Below are 19,978 nucleotides of genomic sequence, written 5' to 3' on the forward strand. Positions count from 1 at the left end.
CCGCCGTGCGGGAGCCTCGGCCTCACGCGCCCTGCAGCGCTGTCCAGCGCCCCTCCGAGACGACGTCGACGGCGTCGCCCGCCACCCGGATGGCGCTCTCGTCGTCGATCGCGTAGGCGGTCCCTGCGATCTCCTTCGCCCATTCCTCGGCCTGCTCCGTCGTCTGGTGATCCCAGCCCGGATAGTCCAGATGCGGGAAGATCGAGAAGTCCACGATCCCCAGCGTCCGGTCCTCGCCGTCCGGCTCGGGCCAGGTCACGAAGCGCTCGCCGATCCTGGGCGTCATCACCATGCTGCCGGCACTCATCCCCACCCAGACGGTCTCCGGGAGCTGCGGGAGGAGGTCCGCGAGTCCGGACTGCCGCATCCAATGGCATAGGTACATCGCATCGCCGCCGGAGGCCAGCAGCACATCAGCCTCCTCGACCCATCGGACCCACCGGCGCCGCTCGATGCTGGGCAGGGCGGTCAGTTCCAGGACGCCGACGGAGTCCCACCCGGCATCGACGAGTCCACGGCCCGCCGGTCCTCGTCCCGCGATGCCCTGCCAGGTCAGCTGAGGCGTGCATGCGGCGTGGCCATGCATGGCGGTGGGGATGTACAGCGCCCGGCACGCCTCGGTGGGCCGACCCAGCAGCTCCGTGAGGGCGGTGCGGATCGTCGGGTTCGTGATGCCTCCCGAGGTCAGCAGCAGCTCCATGAGGTCCTCCGTCGTCGATCGCCGCATGCGGTGCTCTGTGATCCTGGCACCCCGGAGCTCCCCGGGGCGAGGTCTGGGAGCCCGACTGACGGGCGCACGTTCTGCGGCGTGTCCTGTGACACACTGATGCGCATGCGCATCGCACTGACAGGGTCCTCAGGAAAGCTCGGTTCCGTGGTTGCGCGGGAGCTTCGCGCCGCCGGCCATCACGTGATCGGCCTGGATCGCGTGGGGGAGAGAGACCGTGACTTCGTACAGATCGATCTGACGGACCACGGCGAGGTCGCCGACGCGCTCGCCTCCGTGAACGACACGCACGACGGCGTCGACGCACTGGTCCACCTGGGCGCGATCCCCGCACCCGGACTGGCGCCCGACGTCGCCACCTTCCACAACAACATGCTCTCCACATTCAATGTGTTCTGGGCCGCGACGAAGCTCGGCGTCCGGAGGATCGTCCACGCCTCCAGCGAGACTGTGCTCGGCCTGCCCTTCGACGCGCCCCCGCCCTACATCCCCGTCGATGAGGAGTATCCGGCGCGCCCGGAGTCCGTCTACTCGCTGGTCAAGCACCTCGAGGAGCAGATGGCGATCGAGCTCGTGCGGTGGAATCCCGAGCTGTCCATCACCGCGCTGCGCTTCTCCAACGTCATGTGGCCGGAGGATTACGCCGCCTTCCCCTACGACGCGGACCCGAGGGACCGGAAGTGGAACCTGTGGGGCTACATCGATGCGCGCGACGGCGCCCAGGCGGTGGTGAAGGCGCTGCAGACCGCGCCTCCGGGCTTCGACCGCTTCATCATCGCCGCGGCCGACACGGTGACCTCGCGCAGGAACGCGGACCTGGTGGCCGAGGTGTTCCCAGACGTGCCCGTCACCCGGGACCTCGGCGAGCACGACACCATGCTCTCCATCGACAAGGCGCGCCGACTGCTCGGCTTCGAGCCGCAGCACTCCTGGCGCTCATGACGCGTGTGGGAAGTTGGGCGAGTGCCCCGCTCTGGGATAGCATGGTGTGCTGGTCCGCAGAGGGCCCCCTGATCCACGAGCTTCTGGCAAAATCCAGCGGCAGACACGAAGGACATCCGAACCATGAAGTCTGACATCCACCCCACCTACGGGCCGGTCATCTTCAACGACCTCTCCTCCGGCGAGAAGGTCCTGACCCGCTCGACCGCCACCTCCGACAAGACCATGGAGTGGGAGGACGGCAACACCTACCCGGTGATCGACGTCGAGATCTCCGCGGCCTCCCACCCGTTCTACACCGGCAAGCAGCGGATCATGGACTCCGCCGGCCGTGTGGACAAGTTCAACAAGCGCTTCAAGGGCTTCGGCGGCAAGAAGTGAGACTTCGCCACCGCCGCTGACGCTCCGGCGTCGGCAGGCAGCACGACGAGGGCCGCGGCATCTGCCGCGGCCCTCGTCGCGTCTCTGGGGGCGTTCCGCAGGCGGCCCGCACCCTCAGTAGGATGGACGCCGTGACGAGCGAACAGCACAGCAGCGCAGATCAGGGCCCCGCGCCCCACGTCTCAGCGGCCGCGGCGGTGGACCCCGCCGCCTCCGCCACACGCCACGGCGAGTACAAGGTTGTCGGCGGAAAGCTGGTCGTGGTGGACCTGGACGTCGACGAGGAGGCCGGACGCATCGCAGCCGCCTCCGTCAACGGCGACTTCTTCCTGGAGCCCGATGAGGCGCTCGAGGACCTCAACCGAGCCCTGGTGGGGCTCGACGTCGACTCCGGCCGGGAGACGATCGTCCGGGCCGTGGAGTCCGGGATGCCCGAGGGCTCTCAGATGGTCGGCTTCGACGCCGACGCCGTCGGCATCGCCGTGCGTCGGGCTCTGGGGCACGCCACCACCTGGTCGGACCACGAGTGGGAGGTCCTCCCGCCGGTGAAGCTGCCCATCGCGCTGAACGTCGCCCTGGACCAGGTGCTCACGGAGGAGGTCGGCCGCGGGTCCCGCCCGCCGCTGATGCGGCTCTGGGACTGGAGTGAGCGGGCCGTAGTCATCGGCTCCTTCCAGTCGCTGGCCAACGAGGTCGACGCCGAGGCCGCCCGCGCGACCGACACCACCGTGGTTCGGCGCATCTCCGGCGGGGGAGCGATGTTCATGGAGTCGGGCAACTGTGTGACCTACTCCCTGTGCTTCCCCCAGTCCCTGGTAGACGGGATGAGCTTCGCCGACTCCTACCCCTTCCTCGACGCCTGGGTGATGGAGGCCCTGCGTGAGGTCGGCGTCGACGCGGCCTACAAGCCGCTCAACGACATCGTCTCTGCGGCCGAGGGGGAGTCCCACGGGCGAAAGATCGGCGGGGCGGCGCAGAAGCGGCTCGCCGACGGGGCGATGCTGCACCACGTCACCATGAGCTACGACATCGACGCCTCGGCGATGATGGACATCCTGCGGATCGGACGCGAGAAGATCTCCGACAAGGGGATCGCCTCGGCCACCAAACGGGTGGATCCGCTGAGAAGCCAGACCGGACGCAGCCGCGAAGAGATCCTCGAGACCTTCATGCAGGTCTTCGCCCGACGCAGCGGCGCCCGCACCGCGCAGATCCGGCAGACCGAGCTGGACCGCGCCCACCAGCTGGTGGAGGAGAAGTTCGGCACCCCGGAGTGGACGGGGCGAGTGCCCTGAGCCCGGTGGGGCCGGACGGTGACGCGTCAGCCGTCCGGCGAGGTACGGATGTGAGGCCTCGCGCTCGATTGGTGATCTTCGCTCCAGGGTGCTAGAGTCTCATGTCGTTGCCCACGGGCGTTCACCACCTGCGCGGGTGGCGGAATAGGTAGACGCGCTAGCTTGAGGTGCTAGTCCTCTATTAATGAGGGTGGGGGTTCAAGTCCCCCTCCGCGCACTGACAGACCCCGGTCTGACCAGGAGATCTCCTGATCAGGCCGGGGTCTTCTCGTCGTGCGCCGACGTCGAGGCTCTCCTCCGCCCACCCTCACCCGCCGGCGGGCCGAGGTCCGGGTGAGGCAGAAGCGATCGCTGGGGGTGGGCTCCACGTTCCGGGCGGGTGACAGGGGTGGGCGATAAGGTGGTCTCATGACTGACGCACTCGACCCCGCTGCCCGTGCCGAGCAGGACGTCGTCGACTTCTGCCGGGACCTGATCCGGATCGACACCACCAACTGGGGGAACGGGCGTTCCCACGGAGAGCGAGTGGCCGCCGAGTACTGCGCGGAGGTCATGCGCCGGGCCGGCCTCGAGCCGCAGATCTTCGAATCCGCCCCGGGCCGGGCCTCTGTGGTGGCACGCATGGCCGGCACCGACCCGGAGGCCGGGGCGCTGGTAGTCCACGGGCACCTCGACGTCGTCCCCGCCCGGGCGGAGGACTGGCAGATCGACCCCTTCTCCGCAGAGATCGTCGACGGCATGATCTGGGGGCGCGGTGCGGTGGACATGAAGGACATGGACGCGATGATCCTCGCCTCCATGCTGCGCATGCACCGTGAGGGCCACCGGCCCGTGCGCGACATCATCTTCGCCTTCTTCGCCGACGAGGAGGACAACGGCACCTACGGCGCCGGATGGCTGGTGAAGAACCACCCGGAGCTGTTCGACGGCGCCACCGAGGCGATCAGCGAGGTCGGCGGGTTCTCCACCGAGATCGCCGGAACCCGGGCCTACCTGATCCAGACCGGGGAGAAGGGCCTGCACTGGACGAAGATGATCGCCTCCGGCACCGCCGGCCATGGCTCTGCGATCCAGCAGGACAATCCCGTGGTCACCCTCGGAGCCGCGGTCGCACGCATCGGCGAGCACGAGTGGCCCATCGAGTACACCAAGACCACCCGTGCCCTGATGGAGCAGCTCTCTGAGCTCACCGGAATCCCCTTCGACGAGCAGGACCCTTCGGCTCTGCTGGAGGCCACGGGCAGCACCTCGAAGTTCATCGCCGCGACGCTGCGCAACACGTCGAACCCGACGGTGCTGGAAGCCGGGTACAAGCACAACGTGGTCCCGGGGACCGCCGAGGCGCTCGTCGACGCCCGCACCCTCCCCGAGCAGGACGAGAAGGTCGCCGCGACGCTGCAGGAGCTGGCAGGAGAGAAGATCCGCTTCGAGCTGCAGAACGGGGGACCCTCCTTGGAGGTGCCGTTCTCCGGCGCCCTGGTCGAAGACATGGTCGCCTCTCTGCGGGCGGAGGACCCTGACGGCGTCGTGCTGCCCTACATGCTCGGCGGCGGCACCGACAACAAGCATCTGTCCACGCTCGGTATCGCCGGCTACGGGTTCGCCCCGCTGCGGCTGCCGGCCGAACTGGACTTCACCGGGATGTTCCACGGCGTGGATGAGCGGGTCCCGGTGGACTCGCTGACCTTCGGCGTCCGGGTCCTGCACCGGTTCCTGATCGCGCAGTGACGGCCGGAGTCCGACGCCGTATGCGGGACATCGCCTGAGACCTGAGAGGAGCGCCCCGATGGCCTTCGATGCTGACGATCTGCTCGCCGAGCACCCGGACCCGGCGCTGCGCGAGCGCGTCGCCGCAGTGCTGACCCCCGACCTGCTGGGAGCCATCCACTCCCGGGCGGCCGGCTACGACGAGCGCAATGAGTTCTGCCACGAGGATCTGGCTGAGCTGATCGACGTCGGCTACCTGCGTGCCCTGGTGCCCGAGGCGCTCGGCGGGCTGGGCTGGGACCTGCCGGCCCTGGCCGCGGGGCAGCGACTGCTGGCCGCCCATGCTCCGGCCACCGCCCTGGCGGTCAACATGCACCATGTGTGGGTGTCTGCGGCCCGGCAGATGGTCGCGCACGGCCATGAGGAGTTCCGGCAGGTTCTCCAGGAGGCCGCTGCGGATGAGATCTTCGCCTTCGGGATCTCCGAGCCGAGCAACGACGCCGTCCTGTTCGACTCCTCCACCGAGGCTCGCGTGGCCGAGGACGGGTCAGTCTCCTACACCGGGACGAAGATCTTCACCACGCTGGCCCCCGTCTGGACCCGGCTGGGCCTCTTCGGCCGCGACGTCGACGGCGGCGAAGCTCCGCTGATCTACGGGTTCCTGGAGCGCGATGCCGCCGGCTGGCACAGTCTCGACGACTGGGACACCCTGGGCATGCGGGCCACACGGTCGCACACCACAGTGCTCACGGGCGCCCGGGTGCCCGCCGAGAGAGTCGTGCGGCGCCTGCCCGCGGGGCCGAACCGAGATCCGCTGATCTTTGCGATCTTCTCCTCGTTCCTGGGGCTGCTGGCCGCCGTGTACACCGGCATCGGGGACCGAGCCCTGCAGCTCGCCACCGGTCATGCGGCCTCCCGCACGGCGCGCACCACCGGAGAGCCGCTCAGCACGGACCCGGACATCCGCTATCGCGTCGCCGAGGTGCGACTGCGTCAGCTCGCCCTCGACGCCCACCTGCGGGCACTCATCGGGGAGATCGAGGTCGGCGCCGATCACGGCGAGCTGTGGTTTCCGCGGCTGGTGACGCTGCGGACCACCGCCACGCGCACCGCCCGGGAGGTCGTCGACGCGGCGCTCCAGGTCAGCGGGGGAGGGCAGTACCGGCGCCTCTCCGAGCTCAGCAGGCTCTACCGTGACGTGCTCGCCGGGGTGCACCATCCCTCCGACGATGAATCGGCCCACCGGACGCTGGCGACCTCCCTGTGGGGGCCGCTGGAGGGATGACCCCGTCGGCCGGGGCGAGCATCAGGAGGGGTCAGAGCGTGGGTCGGACCTTCATGATTCGGCGCCGCAGCCAGTACTTCCGCACACCGCCGGTGTAGATCCGGCTCCGGCGCAGCTCCCACTTGCCGTACTCGGCATGGTCGACGATCCGGCGTCGGACCTCTGGGAGGGACTCCCGCGGCTGACAGGTGATCACCATGTACTCCCAGTTGGGCCCTGCACCGTCCTCGGTGGTGTACCGGTCGGTGACAGGGGGCGGGAGCGGGGAGAACTGCTGGGACATTCCTGCCGATCACGCTCGCTCTCTCCAAGTGCCGCCCTCAGGCGATGTCACGGGCGATGTCACCAGCGATGTCACCGCGATGCCAGCGGTGCATCGCCTCTGCGATTGAGTGCACCTTAGCACCCGACCCCGGCGCTGACGTCAAGGCGGCGGGGCAGGTGTTCGGAAACTCCTCGTGAGGGCTTACCGAACGGCCGTGGCGTTGATACCGTGAGGGCTATGAACATCGATCCGCGCGTCGCACTGAGCACGCTGACGAACGCTCTGGAAGAGCATCTCTCTGCTTCACTCAACCGCCGCGGCGAGGACGACCCGGCGGTGGAGTCGGCCTTCTACGCGGTCGCCGACGCCTTCGAGGGGTACGAGGACGCTCTCTTCGCGGCCACGGGGGAGGTCACCCCGCTGGACATCTATGACGAGGACGACGACGCCGACGACGTGCTGGACGAGGAGGACGACGACGCCCTCGATGAGGAGGATGACGACGAGCGCGAGGACGACGACACCCTCCGCTGAGAGCTGAGGCGACGGCGCGGAGGCCACCGTGGCCGATCTCACCGTCTGAGCTGCTCCGGCGGATCGGTCCCGATGCTCTAAGCTCAGCCTGTGCAGTGGATTGAAGCGATCATCCTGGGGCTGGTCCAAGGCCTCACCGAGTTCCTCCCGGTCTCCTCCTCAGCGCACCTGCGCATCGTGGGAGAGTTCCTCCCCGGAGCGGCCGACCCGGGCTCGGCGTTCACCGCGATCACCCAGCTCGGCACCGAGACCGCGGTGCTGGTCTACTTCTGGCGCGACATCGTCCGGATCCTGCGTGCGTGGTGCGCGGCCCTCGCGGGGCGGCTTCCGCACCGGGACCCGGACGTCCGGATGGGCTGGCTGATCATCGTCGGCACCATTCCCATCGTGGTGCTGGGCCTGCTCTTCGAGGACCTCATCGACACCACGTTCCGCACATTGTGGTTGGTCGCCACCATGCTCATCGTCTTCGGTGTGCTGTTGGCCGTGGCCGACGCCTACGGTCGCCAGAAGAAGCCGCTGGCGGAGCTGACGATCCGCGACGGCGTCCTCTACGGCTTCGCCCAGTCCCTGGCGCTCATTCCGGGGGTCTCCCGGTCAGGCGGGACGATCACCGCGGGTCTGCTGATGGGCTACACCCGGGAGGCGGCGGCCCGCTACTCCTTCCTGCTCGCCGTGCCGGCCGTCTTCGGCTCCGGGCTCTACAAGCTGCTGGGGTCCCTCGGTGAGCATTCCGGTCCCTACACGATGGGGCAGACCCTGGTCGCCACAGTGGTGGGCTTCGTCGTGGCGTACGTGATCATCGGCTGGTTCCTGCGCTATGTGTCCAGCCATTCGTACACGCTCTTCGTCACCTACAGGATCGTGGTGGGCCTGGCGGTCTACGGCCTGCTCGGACTGGGCGTCATCAGCGCCTGAGACCCCGGCGCGTACCCCGGCGCGCACCGGGGGAGCAGGGGACTTCGGCCCGTCGGAAATACCGAGCCCTCGGCGCGTGTTGCCCACTGATCGGACTGCCCACGCTGAAAGGACCCGCGCGTGAAATCCTGGACCTCCCCGGCCGTGCCGAGCCTGCCCCCGCTGCCCGAGGCTCTGCAGCTGCATGACACCGCCCGAGGCGGTACGGCCGACGTCGTCTCCCGCGAGGGTGTGGGCTCGCTGTATGTCTGCGGCATCACCCCCTACGACGCCACCCACATGGGCCACGCGAACACCTATCTGCAGTTCGACCTGTTGGTCCGCTACTGGCGGGCCTGCGGACTCGACGTGCGCTATGTGCAGAACGTCACCGACATCGACGACCCGCTGCTGGAACGCGCCGCTGCGACCGGGGCGGACTGGCACGAGCTGGCCGAGCAGCAGACCGAGCTCTTCCGCTGCGACATGCAGGCCCTGGGGGTGATCGCTCCCGACGTCTACCTCGGTGCGGTGGAGTCCATCCCTGCCGTGGTCGAGGACGTCGAGTCGCTGGTGGCCCTCGGCGTGGGGTACCCCGTTCCGGTCCCCGCCGAGGAGCTGGCCGACGGAGCCGACGACGCTGCGGACATCTACTTCGACATCGCCGCCGCCGAGGCGCGCACCGACTGGAGGCTCGGCAGCGTCGGAGCCTACGACCGCGGCACCATGGAGGAGCTCTTCCCCGAGCGCGGGGGAGACCCGGGGCGGGCCGGGAAACGGGACCCGCTGGATCCGCTGCTGTGGCGCGCCCGCCGCCGCGGAGAGCCCTCGTGGGAGGGACAGAGCCTCGGGGAGGGCCGTCCCGGCTGGCACATCGAGTGTTCGGTGATCGCCCGCCGGCACCTGCCGGCACCGTTCACCGTCCAGGGCGGCGGGTCTGACCTGCGTTTCCCCCATCACGAATTCTCCGCCGCGCACGCCACCGCCGCCGATGGCGTGTCGTTGGCCGAGAACTACGTCCACACGGGCATGGTGGGGCTGGACGGAGCGAAGATGTCCAAGTCGCAGGGCAACCTCGTCCTGGTCTCACAGCTGCGCCAGGACGGAGTGGACCCGCAGCTGATCCGAATCGCGCTGCTCGGCCACCACTGGCACCACGACTGGAGCTGGACTGACGATCTCCTCGACCGCGCCCGGGCGCGCCTGCAGCGCTGGAACGAGGCCCTGAAGCGGGCCCCCGCCCACCATCACGGCAGCGCCGACGTCCCCGAGCACCTGCAGTACGCGCTGCACTCGGCGCTCTCGCTGAATCTCAACGGTCCCGCGGCGCTGGAGCAGCTGGACCTGTGGGCCGACGGCCAGATTGCCGGCGACACCGGTCAGGACCGTGCGCGCGACGTCGTCGCCTCCCTGCTGGGGATCTCCCTCGGCTGAGAGACACCGGCCCGACCGCGGGCATCAGTCCTCCCCACGCTCCGGGGGACGACGGCGACGCAGATACCGCTCGAACTCCCGGGCGATGGCCTCCCCGCTGGCCTCCGGGAGGTTCGGGGTGTCGGTGGCCTCCTCCAGGCGCTGGACGTATTCGGCGATGTCGGAGTCCTCCTGCGCGAGCTCGTCGACTCCACGCTCCCAGGCCTCCGCATCCTCGGCGACCTCCTCCACCTCCAAGGTGAGACCGAGCAGATCCTCGAGCTGGCGCATCAGCGCCAGCTGAGCCTTGGGAGAGGGCGCCTGCCCGACATAATGGGGCACCGCCGCCCACAGCGACACGGCGGGGACGCCGGCCTGATCCGCCGTGTGGGCGATCACCCCGACGATGCCGGTGGGCCCCTCATAGGTCGGCTCGTCCACGTCCAGAGCGTCCTGCAGGGCGGAGTCCTCGCTGGACAGCGCAGCGGGTATCGGACGAGTGTGCGGCACGTCCGCCAGCAGAGCGCCCACCAGCACGATGGCCGAGACCCCATGCTCGGCGGCCTTGGTCAGGATCTCCGCGGTGAACGCCTGCCAGCGGAAACTGGGCTCCACCCCGCTGACCAGCAGCAGGTCGAGCTCGCACGACTCCGGCCGCGCCCGATAGACCTTCGTGGAGGGCCAGACGATCTCCCGGTGGGAGCCGGTGCGCCGCACCCGGGGCCGGGTGAACTGGTAGTCGTAGTAGTCCTCGTCGTCGATGCGTTCCACCAGCTCACCGTCAGCCGCCGTGGTGATCGATCGGACGGCCGACGACGCCGCCCCGCCGGCGTCGTTCCACCCTTCGAAGGCCAGCACCATCACAGTGGGCCGGGTCTCGCGGGTCTCCGACGACTCGCGCAGCTGTCGGGCGAACCGGACCGCACGGGGCTCGGTCGCCTGGGGGGCGTCCTCGGGCTGGCTCTGCTCATCCACAGTCTTCACACTAGCCCCGGCCCAGGGGGGAGGGAAGAGCTGACCTGGGCGTGTGACTGCCATGACGGCGCCAGCGGGGGCGCACCGCTTAGGATGGAGAGATGGCACGCCCCACCCCCTCAGCCGACTCGTCGCGCCGACTCCAAGCGGTGTTCTGGGACATGGACGGCACCCTCGTCGACACCGAGCCCTACTGGATCGCCTCCGAGTACGAACTCGTCGAGGCCCACGGCGGGACCTGGTCCCAGGAACAGGCACACTCCCTGGTGGGCCAGGCCCTCACCCACAGTGCCGCAGTCCTGCAGTCGGCGGGGGTGGAGCTCAGCATCCGGGAGATCATCGATCACCTGGTCAGCCGGGTGGTGGACAAGGTCCGGAAGCAGATGCCGTGGCGCCCAGGGGCCCGCGAGCTGCTGGAGGCGCTCCACACCTCCGGGGTCCGTTGCGCGCTGGTCACCATGAGCGAGGGTCCGCTCGCGCAGGAGATCGTGGACGCGCTGCCTGCGGGGCAGCTGGAGTTCATCGTCTCCGGGGACATGGTCACTCGCGGCAAACCGGACCCCGAGGCCTACCACCAGGCCTTCGCCCGCATGGCCGCCGACCACGACGAGCCCCTGGAGCGCGGGCGCTGCCTGGCCGTGGAGGACTCCGTGCCCGGCACCGCGGCCGCGGCCGCCTCCGGGATCATCACCCTTGCCGTGCCGCATATGAGCCCGCTTCCCTCCTCCGGCCGCTGGCATGTGGTGCCCACGCTGCGCGGCCTCGACGTCGAGGCCCTGGAGCACCTGGTCTCCGTAGCGCCGGGAACTCCTCTCGGCTCCCTGGCACAGGCATGAGTCGCCCGAGCCGCAGCGGGTTCATGATCGCCCGTGTGGCAGGCGCCCCGGTCCGCCTGCAGTACTCCTGGTTCCTGATCAGCGGCGCGATCATGGTGCTGTTCGGGCCCCAGGTGCAGCGCATCTTCCCGGAGCTCGGCGCATCGGCCTACCTGGTGGCCGGCGCCTATGCGCTGCTGCTGCTGGTCTCCGTGCTGGCCCATGAGCTCGCCCATGCGCTCACCGCGCGGGCCTTCGGCTGGCCCGCCACCGAGATCGAGCTCAACCTCTGGGGTGGTCATACCCAGTTCGTCACCCAGGACGCGACCCCGGGCAGATCCCTGGCGGTGGCGCTCGCGGGTCCGACGGCCAATCTGCTCATCGCCGCCGTCGGCTGGGCGCTGATCGGGGCCCTGGAGCCGGCGGGTGTGCTCGGGATGCTGGCCTCCGTCACCGTGCTGGTCAATCTCCTCGTCGGCCTGTTCAACCTGCTGCCCGGACACCCCCTCGACGGAGGACGCCTCGTGGAGTCCGCCGTCTGGCACCTCACCGGCAGCCAGGATCGCGGCATGCTGGCCGCCGGATGGACCGGGCGTGGGGTCTCCCTGGCCGTCGCGGTGACGGTGCTGGTACTGGCGGGGACCGGGTCGCCACGGGTCAGCGTGGTGGTCGTCGTGGTGGCCACGATGGTGTGCTTCTTCCTCTGGCAGGGTGCGTCAGAGTCGGTCCGTGTGGCGCGTGCCCGGTTGGTCCGGCGTCGGCGTCTCGACGGCAGGCGCGAGGGCCCCGGGGAGCGATAGGCTCGGCAAGGACAGCGCGTCGGGACCAGCTCCGGCCAGCGGCGCGCGCAGGACCAGACCCTTCCGACGAGAGTGAGATCCGTGAGCACCACCGCAGAGTCCGCATCGGCAGAGCCCGTGACCGAGGGCCGCGGCCCCGTCGGCGTGCACATGCGCAAGGGTCCGCTGCAGCCCGGGCAGCGGGTCCAACTGACAGATCGACGCGGCCGGCCCAGCACCATCACTCTGCATCGCGGCGGCGAGTGGCACACCCACCAGGGCGTGCTGCGCCATGACACGATGATCGGCCAGCCCGAGGGGGTCGTCGTCGCCAACGACGCCGGTCACGAGTACCAGGTGCTGCGCCCTCTGCTGAACGACTATGTCCTGTCCATGCCTCGTGGAGCCACTGTGGTCTACCCGAAGGATTCTGCGCAGATCGTGCAGGTCGCCGATGTCTTCCCCGGTGCGCATGTGGTCGAAGCGGGAGTGGGCTCAGGAGCGCTCACCCTGTCACTGCTGCGCGCGGTGGGGGACCAGGGCTCCGTGCACTCCTACGAGCGTCGGGAGGACTTCGCCGAGATCGCTCAGGGCAACGTGGAGGGCTTCTTCGGACAGCGGCACCCGGGCTGGCAGGTCCACGTCGGTGACATGCAGGAGCAGGTGCCTCAGGTCGAGTCCGCCGGCTCGGTCGACCGGGTGGTGCTGGACATGCTGGCCCCCTGGGAGTGTCTCGACGCGGTCCGCCACGCGCTGGCGCCTGGCGGCGTGTGGGTCAGCTACGTGGCCACTGTCACCCAGCTCTCCCGTCTGGCCGAGGCGATCCGCGCCTCCGGGGTGTTCACGGAGCCGGAGGCGCATGAGACGATGCTGCGCACCTGGCATCTCGACGGGTTGGCCGTGCGCCCCGATCACCGGATGGTCGCCCACACCGGCTTCCTGCTCTCGGCCCGTCGGCTGGCCGACGATCAGGCCCCACTGCAGCTGAAGAAGCGGGAGAAGCAGTCCGCGGTCACGGCGGAGGACATGCAGGCGTGGCTCCCGGAGGACGCCGTCTGGGACGAGGAGACGCTGAAGCGCCGCACCGTCACGGGGCGGAAGGCCCGGAAGGCCGCATCCCATGCGAAGAAGATCGCGGACGCGGCCCGCAGTGCGGACGAGGCCCCGGCCGACGGCCTGAACGCACCCGACAGCGGCTCTCAGGACGCAGCAGGAGGAGACGCACCAGCAGAGGAGGAGTCACGATGAGTGAGCACAGCGGCGGCGGGGCCTCACCCGAACCTGCGGCCGTCTCGGTCGAGCAGCTGCAGGAGCGGCTGGACCGCGCCCATCGGCAGCTGGACTCGCTGCGTCAGCGCAGCCGTCAGCTCGAGCAGCAGCTGCAGACCGCCGGATCGAACAACCAGCGGATGGCCCGCCTGCTGGAGACCACGCGGCATCAGATGGAGGAGCTGCGACAGGCCCTGCATGCTGACGGGCAGGCCCCGTTCACCTTCGGCACGGTGATCGCCTACAGGGCGAAGCACGAGCTGGTCGCAGGTCGGGAGATCGACGCCGCCACCGGGCCGGGCGTGGACGTTCTTCATGCCGGTCGGAAGATGCGGGTGAGCCTGTCGCCGCTGCTGGACCCGGAGGAGCTGAGCCCCGGGCGGGAGGTGCTGCTGAACGAGCATCTCACTGTGGTCTCGGTCCTGCCGGCTGAGGACACCGGTGAGCTCGCCCGGGTCAAGGAGGTGCTGACCGACGGGCGGCTGGTGATCCTGATCCGTGGAGAGGACGAGCGCCTCGTCCGGCTCGCGGTCGACCAGCATCAGGTCCCGGTCCGCGTCGGCGACGCCGTCACGGTGGACCTGCGCACCGGCACCGCGACCGAGGTCGTCCCTCTGTCCGAGGTCGAGGACGTGGTGCTCGAGGAGACCCCGGACGTCTCCTACGCCGACATCGGCGGCCTGGCCGATCAGATCGAGCAGATCCGTGATGCTGTGGAGCTGCCGTTCCTGCATTCCGACCTGTATCGCGAACATGGGCTCAGCGCCCCGAAGGGCATCCTCCTCTACGGTCCACCGGGCTGCGGCAAGACGCTGATCGCCAAGGCGGTCGCCTCCTCCCTGCAGGGCACGGACGAGGCCGGCGACGGGGAGGGGCCGCGCAGCTTCTTCCTCAACATCAAGGGCCCTGAGCTGCTGAACAAGTACGTCGGTGAGACCGAGCGGCACATCCGGGTGATCTTCTCCCGGGCGCGGGAGAGGGCCTCCGCCGGTCATCCGGTGGTCGTCTTCTTCGACGAGATGGAGGCGCTGTTCCGCACCCGCGGGACCGGTGTCTCCTCGGATGTGGAGACCACCATCGTCCCGCAGCTGCTCGCCGAGATCGACGGGGTGGAGTCCCTGGACAACGTCATCGTCATCGGAGCCTCCAACCGCGAGGACATGATCGACCCGGCGATCCTGCGTCCCGGACGCCTGGATGTGAAGATCCGTGTGCGTCGGCCCGGGGCGGCAGGCGCACGGGAGATCCTGGGCATCCACCTGGGCGGCCGGCTGCCGCTGCGCGCGGACTATGTCGCGGAGAAGGGCGGCCATGCGCAGGCGGTGCAGGCGCTGGTCGACGCCGTGGTCGCACATCTCTACCCGGAGGACGCGACGCCCCGGGTCCGTCTGGTCCACGCCGACGGCGCCCACACCGACTTCGCCGCCGCGGACTTCATCTCCGGTGCGGTGCTGAGCAACATCGTCGATCGGGCGAAGAAGTCAGCGATCAAGGAGTTCCTGGCCTCGGAGCGTCGGCTCGACGCCAAGGGCCTCACCGAGGAGCAGCTGCTGGCCTCCGCCGAAGCGGAGCTGCGTGATCAGGAGGACCTGGTGAACACCGCCGACCCTCAGGAGTGGGCCCGCGTGCTCGGCGCCGCACCGTCGCCGGTGGTCGGCGTCGAGCGGCTGCGAGGAGACGTCCGGTGAGTGTGCGGCGGCTGATCGGCATGGAGACCGAATACGGCATCCACGCCCCGAAGAACCCTTGGGCCAGTCATGTGGCACTGTCCATCGAACTGGTCAACGCCTACGCGGCTGCGGTCACCGAGGACGGCGGGGCGGTGGCCGGCACGGAGTGGGACTACCAGTCGGAGTCCCCGCTGGTGGATGCCCGCGGCTGGGTGCTGCCGCGGTCTGCGGCGCACCCGAGTCAGCTGACGGACACCGGCGAGGCGCTGGGCGGTGTCAGCGGCGGGGACCCCGCCCCGGCGGACGTGCCGGCCGCCCGGGAAGAGGACGCCGGAGCGGCGAGTCCCGCGGACATCTCCGAAGGTCACCTCGGCCATGGCGACTCGGAGTTCCACGCCCCCGGATCCGCGCACTGGCGGGGCGACTTCTTCCAGCTGCGTGAGGGGCAGCCGCAGCTGCTGATGAACCTCGTGCTGACCAACGGCGCCCGGCTCTATGTGGACCACGCCCATCCCGAGTACTCCGCGCCGGAGACCATCGGGGCGAAGCGGGCGGTGCTCTATGACGTCGCAGGCGACGTCATCGCCCGGCGTGCCGCGCAGCGCCTGGCCCAGGAGGAGGGCAGCCCGGAGCTGCTGCTCTACAAGAACAACACCGACGGAAAGTCCGTGTCCTACGGTGCCCATGAGAACTACCTGGTCCCCCGACACGTGCCCTTCGACCAGCTGGTGGCCGGGCTGATCCCGTTCTTCGTGACGCGGCAGGTCCTCTGTGGTGCCGGTCGGGTCGGAATCGGTCAGCGAGCCTCCCGCAGCGGATTCCAGATCTCCCAGCGGGCCGACTTCTTCGAGGAGGAGGTGGGACTGGAGACGACGGTCCGTCGGCCGATCATCAACACTCGAGACGAGCCTCACGCCGATGCCGACCTGCACCGGAGGCTGCATGTGATCATCGGTGATGCGAATATGAGCGAGTTCTCCGCCTGGATGCGGGTGGGCACCACGGCCCTGGTGCTGGACCTCATCGAGGCCGGGCGGGCCCCTCAGCTGCGCCTGCACGATCCGGTGGAGGCGCTGAAGGCGATCTCCCATGACCCCACCCTGACCACCACGGTGCGGACCAACCGTGGGGACATGACGGCCCTGGAGATCCAGCGGCTCTATCTGAAGGCCGCAGGCTCCCGGGCCTCGGAGAAGTCGGGACCGAAGGCGGCCCACACCGCTCCGGACACCGAGACCGCGGAGGTCCTCGACGCCTGGGGGACGTTGCTGGAGGACCTCACCGAGGACGTCTCTCTGGCGGCGGACCGGGTCGACTGGGTCGCGAAGCTGTCGCTGATGGAGTCCTATCGGCGGCGGGACGGTCTGGACTGGGACGCTCCGCAGCTGAAGCTCATCGACCTGCAGTACGCGGACCTACGACCGGAACGGGGACTCTATCACAAACTCGCGCGCGCCGGTCGGATGCGGCGACTCTTCTCCGACGAACAGGTCGCCTGGGCGGCCGTGCATCCCCCCGAGGAGACCCGTGCCTGGCTGCGCGGCCAACTGGTGTCCCACCATGCGGAGCAGCTGGTCGGGGCGAGCTGGGACCAGATCCTGCTCCGGGCGGATCCGCTGGCCAGCACCACACGCCTGACGATGGCTGATCCGACTCGGGGGTCCCGCAACGACGCCGAGCGTGTGCTGCTGGGATCCGACACCCCGGAAGAGCTCATCGCCGGACTGGCCCGGCTGCTGCAGACCTGAACAGAGGCGGCCCAGGTCGCTCGGCGGCAGGCCGGTGGCGACGGCGTCGTAGACTCGACCTGAGCCACGAGACAGACCAAGACCGAGACACACCCAGCCGGACCAAGACAGACCCAGACAGACCCAGACAGACCGAGACAGACCCAGACAGACCCAGACAGACCAAGACCGTTCGCGGTCGGTGCCCGGCCCGGGCGACGTCGCCCCGGCGGGCAGAAAGGGGAACGAACATGCCGTCCCAGCCACAGCGCCGTTCCGGCGAGAGCGCCCAGGACCACCCAGGAGTCCCGGAGGAGGACACCGGGGCCCCGCCGTCCTCCGGAGGCGGCACCCAGGCCCAGGGGCGAGCCGAGGAGCTGGACAGCCTGCTCGACGAGATCGACTCGGTGCTGGAGACCAACGCGGAGGAGTTCGTCAAGGGCTTCGTCCAGAAGGGTGGGCAGTAGGTCCATGGAAAGGCGCGTCGTCGGCGTGGAGACCGAGTTCGGGCTCGCCCACCACGGGGAGGGACATCGTGGCCTGGCACCCGACGAGGCGGCCCGGTATCTGTTCCGACCGGTGATCGACTGGGGGCGCAGCTCCAACGTCTTCATCCCGAACGGCTCCCGGCTGTATCTCGACGTCGGCTCCCACCCGGAGTACGCCACCGCCGAGTGTGACGACCTGTTCGATCTGATCGCCTCGGACCGTGCCGGTGAGCTGATCATGCATGATCTTGCGGTGCGCGCCGAGGAAGCCATGGCCGCCGACGGTCTGGCCGGTGCGGTGTACCTGCTGAAGAACAACATCGATTCCCAGGGAAACTCCTACGGCTCGCATGAGAACTACCTCATCCCGCGGACCACCCACTTCCGGCGGCTCTCCACCGTACTGTTGCCGTTCCTGGTGACCCGGCAGATCATCGCCGGAGCCGGCCGCATCGCGCCCGCCGCTGAGGGTCAGGCCGCCCACTTCGCATTCTCGCAGCGGGCGGACCACATGTGGGAGGGCATCTCCTCGGCCACCACCCGATCCCGCCCGATCATCAACACCCGTGACGAGCCTCATGCGGATGCGGCCGTGCACCGGCGTCTGCATGTCATCGTCGGAGACTCCAACATGGCGGAGCCCACCCAGCTGGTGCGCTTCGGCTCCACCGATCTGGTGCTGCGGATGATCGAGTCCGGGGTGCCGCTGGGTGACCACGAGCTGGAGAACCCGATCAGTGCGATCCGCACCATCAGCCACGACCTCACCGGCCGGGCCGCCGTCCGCACTCGGGACGGTCGGCAGGTGACGGCGGTGCAGATCCAGCAGGACCTGCTGGAGCGGGCCCGACGCTTCGTCGCTCGGCATGGGGCCCATCATGACCACGTGGACGGGATCCTCGACCTCTGGGGACGGGCCGTGGACGCGGTCGCCTCCGGCGACCACTCATCCATTGATCAGGAGATCGACTGGGCGATCAAGAAGCGGCTCCTCGACGAGGTCGCCGGCCGGGCCGGTCTCAGCCTCGGGGACGCCCGACTGGACCAGATCGACTTCGCCTATCACGACATCCATCCGGACCGCGGGCTGTTCCCTCTGCTGGTCCGCCGAGGGCGGGCGGTGCGGCTGCTCGACGAGGCGCGGCTGCGGCGGGCCGTCACTGACCCACCTGAGACCACCCGCGCCGCGGTGCGCGGACGGTTCCTCTCGGCGGCACGCGCGCATGGCGCGGGGCACACGGTCGACTGGGTCCACCACAAGCTCGTGGACCGCCCCCTGGAAGCGGTCATGGTCAAGGATCCGTTCGCCGCCGAAGATCCGCGGGTCGAGACCCTGCTGAGTCGGCTCGGCGGAGACCTCCGCGAGCTCGACGACGCTGAGCGGGAGGCCCAGCCGGGGCCCCTGGCGCTCTCCGAGCGTTACGTCAGGGCGACCCCGGCGGCACCGCCGGAACCGCCCTTCATCTGAGAATGGGGTGACCTGGAACGACGGTGGAGGCCTGAGCGTGCCTCCCGGTCGACCCTGTAGGATTCTCTCTGGCGGCATCCCCGCCCACCCCGATCAGTTGTGGAGGACCCCCTTCGTGCGAAAGATGCAATACGCCCTGGCCGCCCCTGCCGTCCTGCTGCTGGCCGGGTGCTCCGGCGACGGGCTCGGTGACAGCTCGGCGCTGACGGGCATCGACCTGCACTTCACCGACGAAGGCGTCCCCGAGGTGCTGATCAGCAACCCGGTCGAGTCGGACGAGGAGTCCTCGCTGATCCTCACCCAGGGAGACGGTGAGGAGCTGGATCCGGAGCAGATCCTGCACGTGTCCTCGGCGACGGTCGACCCGGCCAACGGGGAGGTCCACCAGGAGAACTTCAGCGAGGATACGCCTTCGCTACTGTACCTGCCGATGATCCAGCAGCAGAGCGAGTTCATCTACGACTCGCTGGTCGACACCGGTGCGACCGTCGGTGCCGACATCGCTCTGTACGAGCCCGGCACGGCCGAGACCGGAGGCGCCGACTCCCTGGTCATCCTCCGCATCGAGGATCAGGTGCCCGCTCACGCCACCGGTGAGGAGCAGGACCAGAGCGGGGAGCTGCCGGAGATCACCTCCGAGATCGGCGAGGCCCCGGAGCTGCCCGCGGCTCCGACCGAGGACGACGAGGCCCCGGAGGAGACCGAGAGTGAGGTGCTGATCGCCGGCGACGGTGCGGAGATCGGCGCCACTGATCAGCTGGTGGTGCGCTACACCGGCTGGAAGTGGTCCGACGGCGAGATCTTCGACTCCGCCTGGCCGGGCATCACTCCGCCGAGCCAGGAGGACGACGGCGAGCACGCCGAGGAGGACTCGGGGGAGGACGCTGGAGAGGACGCTGGGGAGGACGAGGCCTCCGAGGAGGAGGCCCCGTCGATGCCGCCGGCCAGCTTCGCCCTCGGTGACCTGGTCACGGGCTGGGCCGAGGGCCTGGAGGGCAAGCATGTCGGTGACCGCGTGCTGCTGGTGATCCCGCCCGAGGCCGGCTACGCCGAGGCCGAGGGACACGAACTGCAGGACGAGACGCTGATCTTCGTCGTCGACGTCATCGAGGCGGCTCCGATGCCGGAGCAGACTCAGCAGCAGATGCCGGAGCAGCCCGAGCTCACCGAGGAGGAGCTCGAGCAGCTGGAGGAGATGCTCGAGGAGCAGGGCGGCGATGACGCCGACGTGTCCGAGGACTCGGACGACGACGCTGACGCCGATGATTCAGATGAGGACGACTCGGACGAGGACGACTCAGACGACGAGTGATCTCCTGGCGGTGATCCGACCCTCCGGGA

General features: G+C 69.4%; 19 protein-coding genes and 1 tRNA gene. 17 read left to right on the forward strand and 3 right to left on the reverse strand.

Going from position 1 to position 19,978, the window contains the following annotated elements; all coding sequences use genetic code 11:
- Positions 1 to 22: 22 nt before the first annotated feature.
- Positions 23 to 700 (reverse strand): Type 1 glutamine amidotransferase-like domain-containing protein, encoded by a 678-nt coding sequence (locus ACYVKI_RS04315; RefSeq protein WP_460689398.1) that lies wholly within the window; start codon positions 698 to 700, stop codon positions 23 to 25.
- Between the two features lie 132 nt (positions 701 to 832).
- On the opposite strand from ACYVKI_RS04315, the gene ACYVKI_RS04320 reads away from it, so the two are divergent.
- The 6 genes from ACYVKI_RS04320 to ACYVKI_RS04345 all read left to right on the forward strand — a co-directional run bounded on the left by ACYVKI_RS04320 (position 833) and on the right by ACYVKI_RS04345 (position 6,337).
- Positions 833 to 1,669 (forward strand): NAD-dependent epimerase/dehydratase family protein, encoded by an 837-nt coding sequence (locus tag ACYVKI_RS04320; RefSeq protein ID WP_460689093.1) that lies wholly within the window; start codon positions 833 to 835, stop codon positions 1,667 to 1,669.
- Between the two features lie 123 nt (positions 1,670 to 1,792).
- A complete protein-coding gene (locus ACYVKI_RS04325; RefSeq protein WP_460689094.1) occupies positions 1,793 to 2,050 on the forward strand; it encodes a type B 50S ribosomal protein L31 in 258 nt (85 codons plus the stop codon).
- Between the two features lie 197 nt (positions 2,051 to 2,247).
- Complete coding sequence (locus ACYVKI_RS04330; RefSeq protein WP_460689399.1) at positions 2,248 to 3,345, forward strand: lipoate--protein ligase family protein; 1,098 nt, start codon at positions 2,248 to 2,250, stop codon at positions 3,343 to 3,345.
- 130 nt (positions 3,346 to 3,475) lie between these two features.
- A tRNA-Leu gene (locus tag ACYVKI_RS04335) sits at positions 3,476 to 3,562 on the forward strand.
- Positions 3,563 to 3,753: 191 nt separating this feature from the next.
- Positions 3,754 to 5,073: a M20/M25/M40 family metallo-hydrolase gene (locus ACYVKI_RS04340; RefSeq protein ID WP_460689095.1), complete on the forward strand. Its 1,320-nt coding sequence runs from the start codon at positions 3,754 to 3,756 to the stop codon at positions 5,071 to 5,073.
- Between the two features lie 58 nt (positions 5,074 to 5,131).
- Complete coding sequence (locus tag ACYVKI_RS04345; RefSeq protein ID WP_460689096.1) at positions 5,132 to 6,337, forward strand: acyl-CoA dehydrogenase family protein; 1,206 nt, start codon at positions 5,132 to 5,134, stop codon at positions 6,335 to 6,337.
- A 31-nt stretch (positions 6,338 to 6,368) separates the two neighbouring features.
- On the opposite strand, the gene ACYVKI_RS04350 is transcribed toward ACYVKI_RS04345, so the two are convergent.
- Positions 6,369 to 6,620, reverse strand: coding sequence for a DUF5703 family protein (locus ACYVKI_RS04350; RefSeq protein WP_460689097.1), 252 nt, complete (start codon positions 6,618 to 6,620; stop codon positions 6,369 to 6,371).
- 219 nt (positions 6,621 to 6,839) lie between these two features.
- On the opposite strand from ACYVKI_RS04350, the gene ACYVKI_RS04355 reads away from it, so the two are divergent.
- From ACYVKI_RS04355 to mshC, 3 genes are all read left to right on the forward strand, one after another.
- Positions 6,840 to 7,136, forward strand: coding sequence for a primosomal protein (locus ACYVKI_RS04355; RefSeq protein ID WP_460689098.1), 297 nt, complete (start codon positions 6,840 to 6,842; stop codon positions 7,134 to 7,136).
- Between the two features lie 90 nt (positions 7,137 to 7,226).
- The gene (locus ACYVKI_RS04360; protein ID WP_460689099.1) at positions 7,227 to 8,054 is read left to right on the forward strand and encodes an undecaprenyl-diphosphate phosphatase; all 828 of its coding nucleotides are present in this window, start codon (positions 7,227 to 7,229) and stop codon (positions 8,052 to 8,054) included.
- 120 nt (positions 8,055 to 8,174) lie between these two features.
- Positions 8,175 to 9,467, forward strand: a complete 1,293-nt coding sequence (mshC, locus tag ACYVKI_RS04365; protein ID WP_460689100.1) for a cysteine--1-D-myo-inosityl 2-amino-2-deoxy-alpha-D-glucopyranoside ligase — start codon at positions 8,175 to 8,177, stop codon at positions 9,465 to 9,467.
- Positions 9,468 to 9,491: 24 nt separating this feature from the next.
- On the opposite strand, the gene ACYVKI_RS04370 is transcribed toward mshC, so the two are convergent.
- A complete protein-coding gene (locus ACYVKI_RS04370; RefSeq protein WP_460689101.1) occupies positions 9,492 to 10,430 on the reverse strand; it encodes a proteasome assembly chaperone family protein in 939 nt (312 codons plus the stop codon).
- Positions 10,431 to 10,522: 92 nt separating this feature from the next.
- Between ACYVKI_RS04370 and ACYVKI_RS04375 the strand changes: the two genes are divergently transcribed.
- The 8 genes from ACYVKI_RS04375 to ACYVKI_RS04410 all read left to right on the forward strand — a co-directional run bounded on the left by ACYVKI_RS04375 (position 10,523) and on the right by ACYVKI_RS04410 (position 19,949).
- Complete coding sequence (locus ACYVKI_RS04375) at positions 10,523 to 11,257, forward strand: HAD family hydrolase (RefSeq protein ID WP_460689102.1); 735 nt, start codon at positions 10,523 to 10,525, stop codon at positions 11,255 to 11,257.
- Positions 11,254 to 12,036 carry a site-2 protease family protein gene (locus ACYVKI_RS04380; RefSeq protein ID WP_460689103.1) on the forward strand — a complete coding sequence of 261 codons (783 nt, stop codon included), beginning with the start codon at positions 11,254 to 11,256 and terminating at the stop codon, positions 12,034 to 12,036. Before ACYVKI_RS04375 ends, ACYVKI_RS04380 begins: the two co-directional genes overlap by 4 nt.
- Positions 12,037 to 12,186: 150 nt before the next feature.
- Positions 12,187 to 13,263 (forward strand): tRNA (adenine-N1)-methyltransferase, encoded by a 1,077-nt coding sequence (locus tag ACYVKI_RS04385; RefSeq protein ID WP_460689400.1) that lies wholly within the window; start codon positions 12,187 to 12,189, stop codon positions 13,261 to 13,263.
- Positions 13,260 to 14,972: a proteasome ATPase gene (arc, locus tag ACYVKI_RS04390; protein ID WP_460689104.1), complete on the forward strand. Its 1,713-nt coding sequence runs from the start codon at positions 13,260 to 13,262 to the stop codon at positions 14,970 to 14,972. Before ACYVKI_RS04385 ends, arc begins: the two co-directional genes overlap by 4 nt.
- Positions 14,969 to 16,702 carry a depupylase/deamidase Dop gene (gene dop / locus ACYVKI_RS04395; RefSeq protein ID WP_460689105.1) on the forward strand — a complete coding sequence of 578 codons (1,734 nt, stop codon included), beginning with the start codon at positions 14,969 to 14,971 and terminating at the stop codon, positions 16,700 to 16,702. The genes arc and dop overlap by 4 nt, the downstream gene beginning before the upstream one ends.
- Positions 16,703 to 16,932: 230 nt before the next feature.
- A complete protein-coding gene (locus tag ACYVKI_RS04400) occupies positions 16,933 to 17,148 on the forward strand; it encodes a ubiquitin-like protein Pup (RefSeq protein WP_460689106.1) in 216 nt (71 codons plus the stop codon).
- Positions 17,149 to 17,152: 4 nt separating this feature from the next.
- A complete protein-coding gene (gene pafA, locus ACYVKI_RS04405; RefSeq protein ID WP_460689107.1) occupies positions 17,153 to 18,637 on the forward strand; it encodes a Pup--protein ligase in 1,485 nt (494 codons plus the stop codon).
- Positions 18,638 to 18,761: 124 nt separating this feature from the next.
- Positions 18,762 to 19,949: an FKBP-type peptidyl-prolyl cis-trans isomerase gene (locus ACYVKI_RS04410; RefSeq protein ID WP_460689401.1), complete on the forward strand. Its 1,188-nt coding sequence runs from the start codon at positions 18,762 to 18,764 to the stop codon at positions 19,947 to 19,949.
- The last annotated feature ends 29 nt before the right edge of the window (positions 19,950 to 19,978 follow it).

The sequence above is a fragment of the Nesterenkonia suensis genome (assembly GCF_054782935.1).

Coding starts and splice junctions, on each gene's coding strand:
- ACYVKI_RS04320 (WP_460689093.1), top strand. CDS start 833: ATGCGCATCGCACTGACAGGGTCCTCAGGAAAGCTCGGTTCCGTGGTT.
- ACYVKI_RS04340 (WP_460689095.1), top strand. CDS start 3,754: ATGACTGACGCACTCGACCCCGCTGCCCGTGCCGAGCAGGACGTCGTC.
- arc (WP_460689104.1), top strand. CDS start 13,260: ATGAGTGAGCACAGCGGCGGCGGGGCCTCACCCGAACCTGCGGCCGTC.
- ACYVKI_RS04385 (WP_460689400.1), top strand. CDS start 12,187: ATGCGCAAGGGTCCGCTGCAGCCCGGGCAGCGGGTCCAACTGACAGAT.
- ACYVKI_RS04410 (WP_460689401.1), top strand. CDS start 18,762: ATGCAATACGCCCTGGCCGCCCCTGCCGTCCTGCTGCTGGCCGGGTGC.
- ACYVKI_RS04345 (WP_460689096.1), top strand. CDS start 5,132: ATGGCCTTCGATGCTGACGATCTGCTCGCCGAGCACCCGGACCCGGCG.
- ACYVKI_RS04375 (WP_460689102.1), top strand. CDS start 10,523: ATGGCACGCCCCACCCCCTCAGCCGACTCGTCGCGCCGACTCCAAGCG.
- ACYVKI_RS04355 (WP_460689098.1), top strand. CDS start 6,840: ATGAACATCGATCCGCGCGTCGCACTGAGCACGCTGACGAACGCTCTG.
- ACYVKI_RS04350 (WP_460689097.1), bottom strand. CDS start 6,620: ATGTCCCAGCAGTTCTCCCCGCTCCCGCCCCCTGTCACCGACCGGTAC.
- ACYVKI_RS04380 (WP_460689103.1), top strand. CDS start 11,254: ATGAGTCGCCCGAGCCGCAGCGGGTTCATGATCGCCCGTGTGGCAGGC.
- ACYVKI_RS04400 (WP_460689106.1), top strand. CDS start 16,933: ATGCCGTCCCAGCCACAGCGCCGTTCCGGCGAGAGCGCCCAGGACCAC.
- pafA (WP_460689107.1), top strand. CDS start 17,153: ATGGAAAGGCGCGTCGTCGGCGTGGAGACCGAGTTCGGGCTCGCCCAC.
- ACYVKI_RS04315 (WP_460689398.1), bottom strand. CDS start 700: ATGGAGCTGCTGCTGACCTCGGGAGGCATCACGAACCCGACGATCCGC.
- ACYVKI_RS04325 (WP_460689094.1), top strand. CDS start 1,793: ATGAAGTCTGACATCCACCCCACCTACGGGCCGGTCATCTTCAACGAC.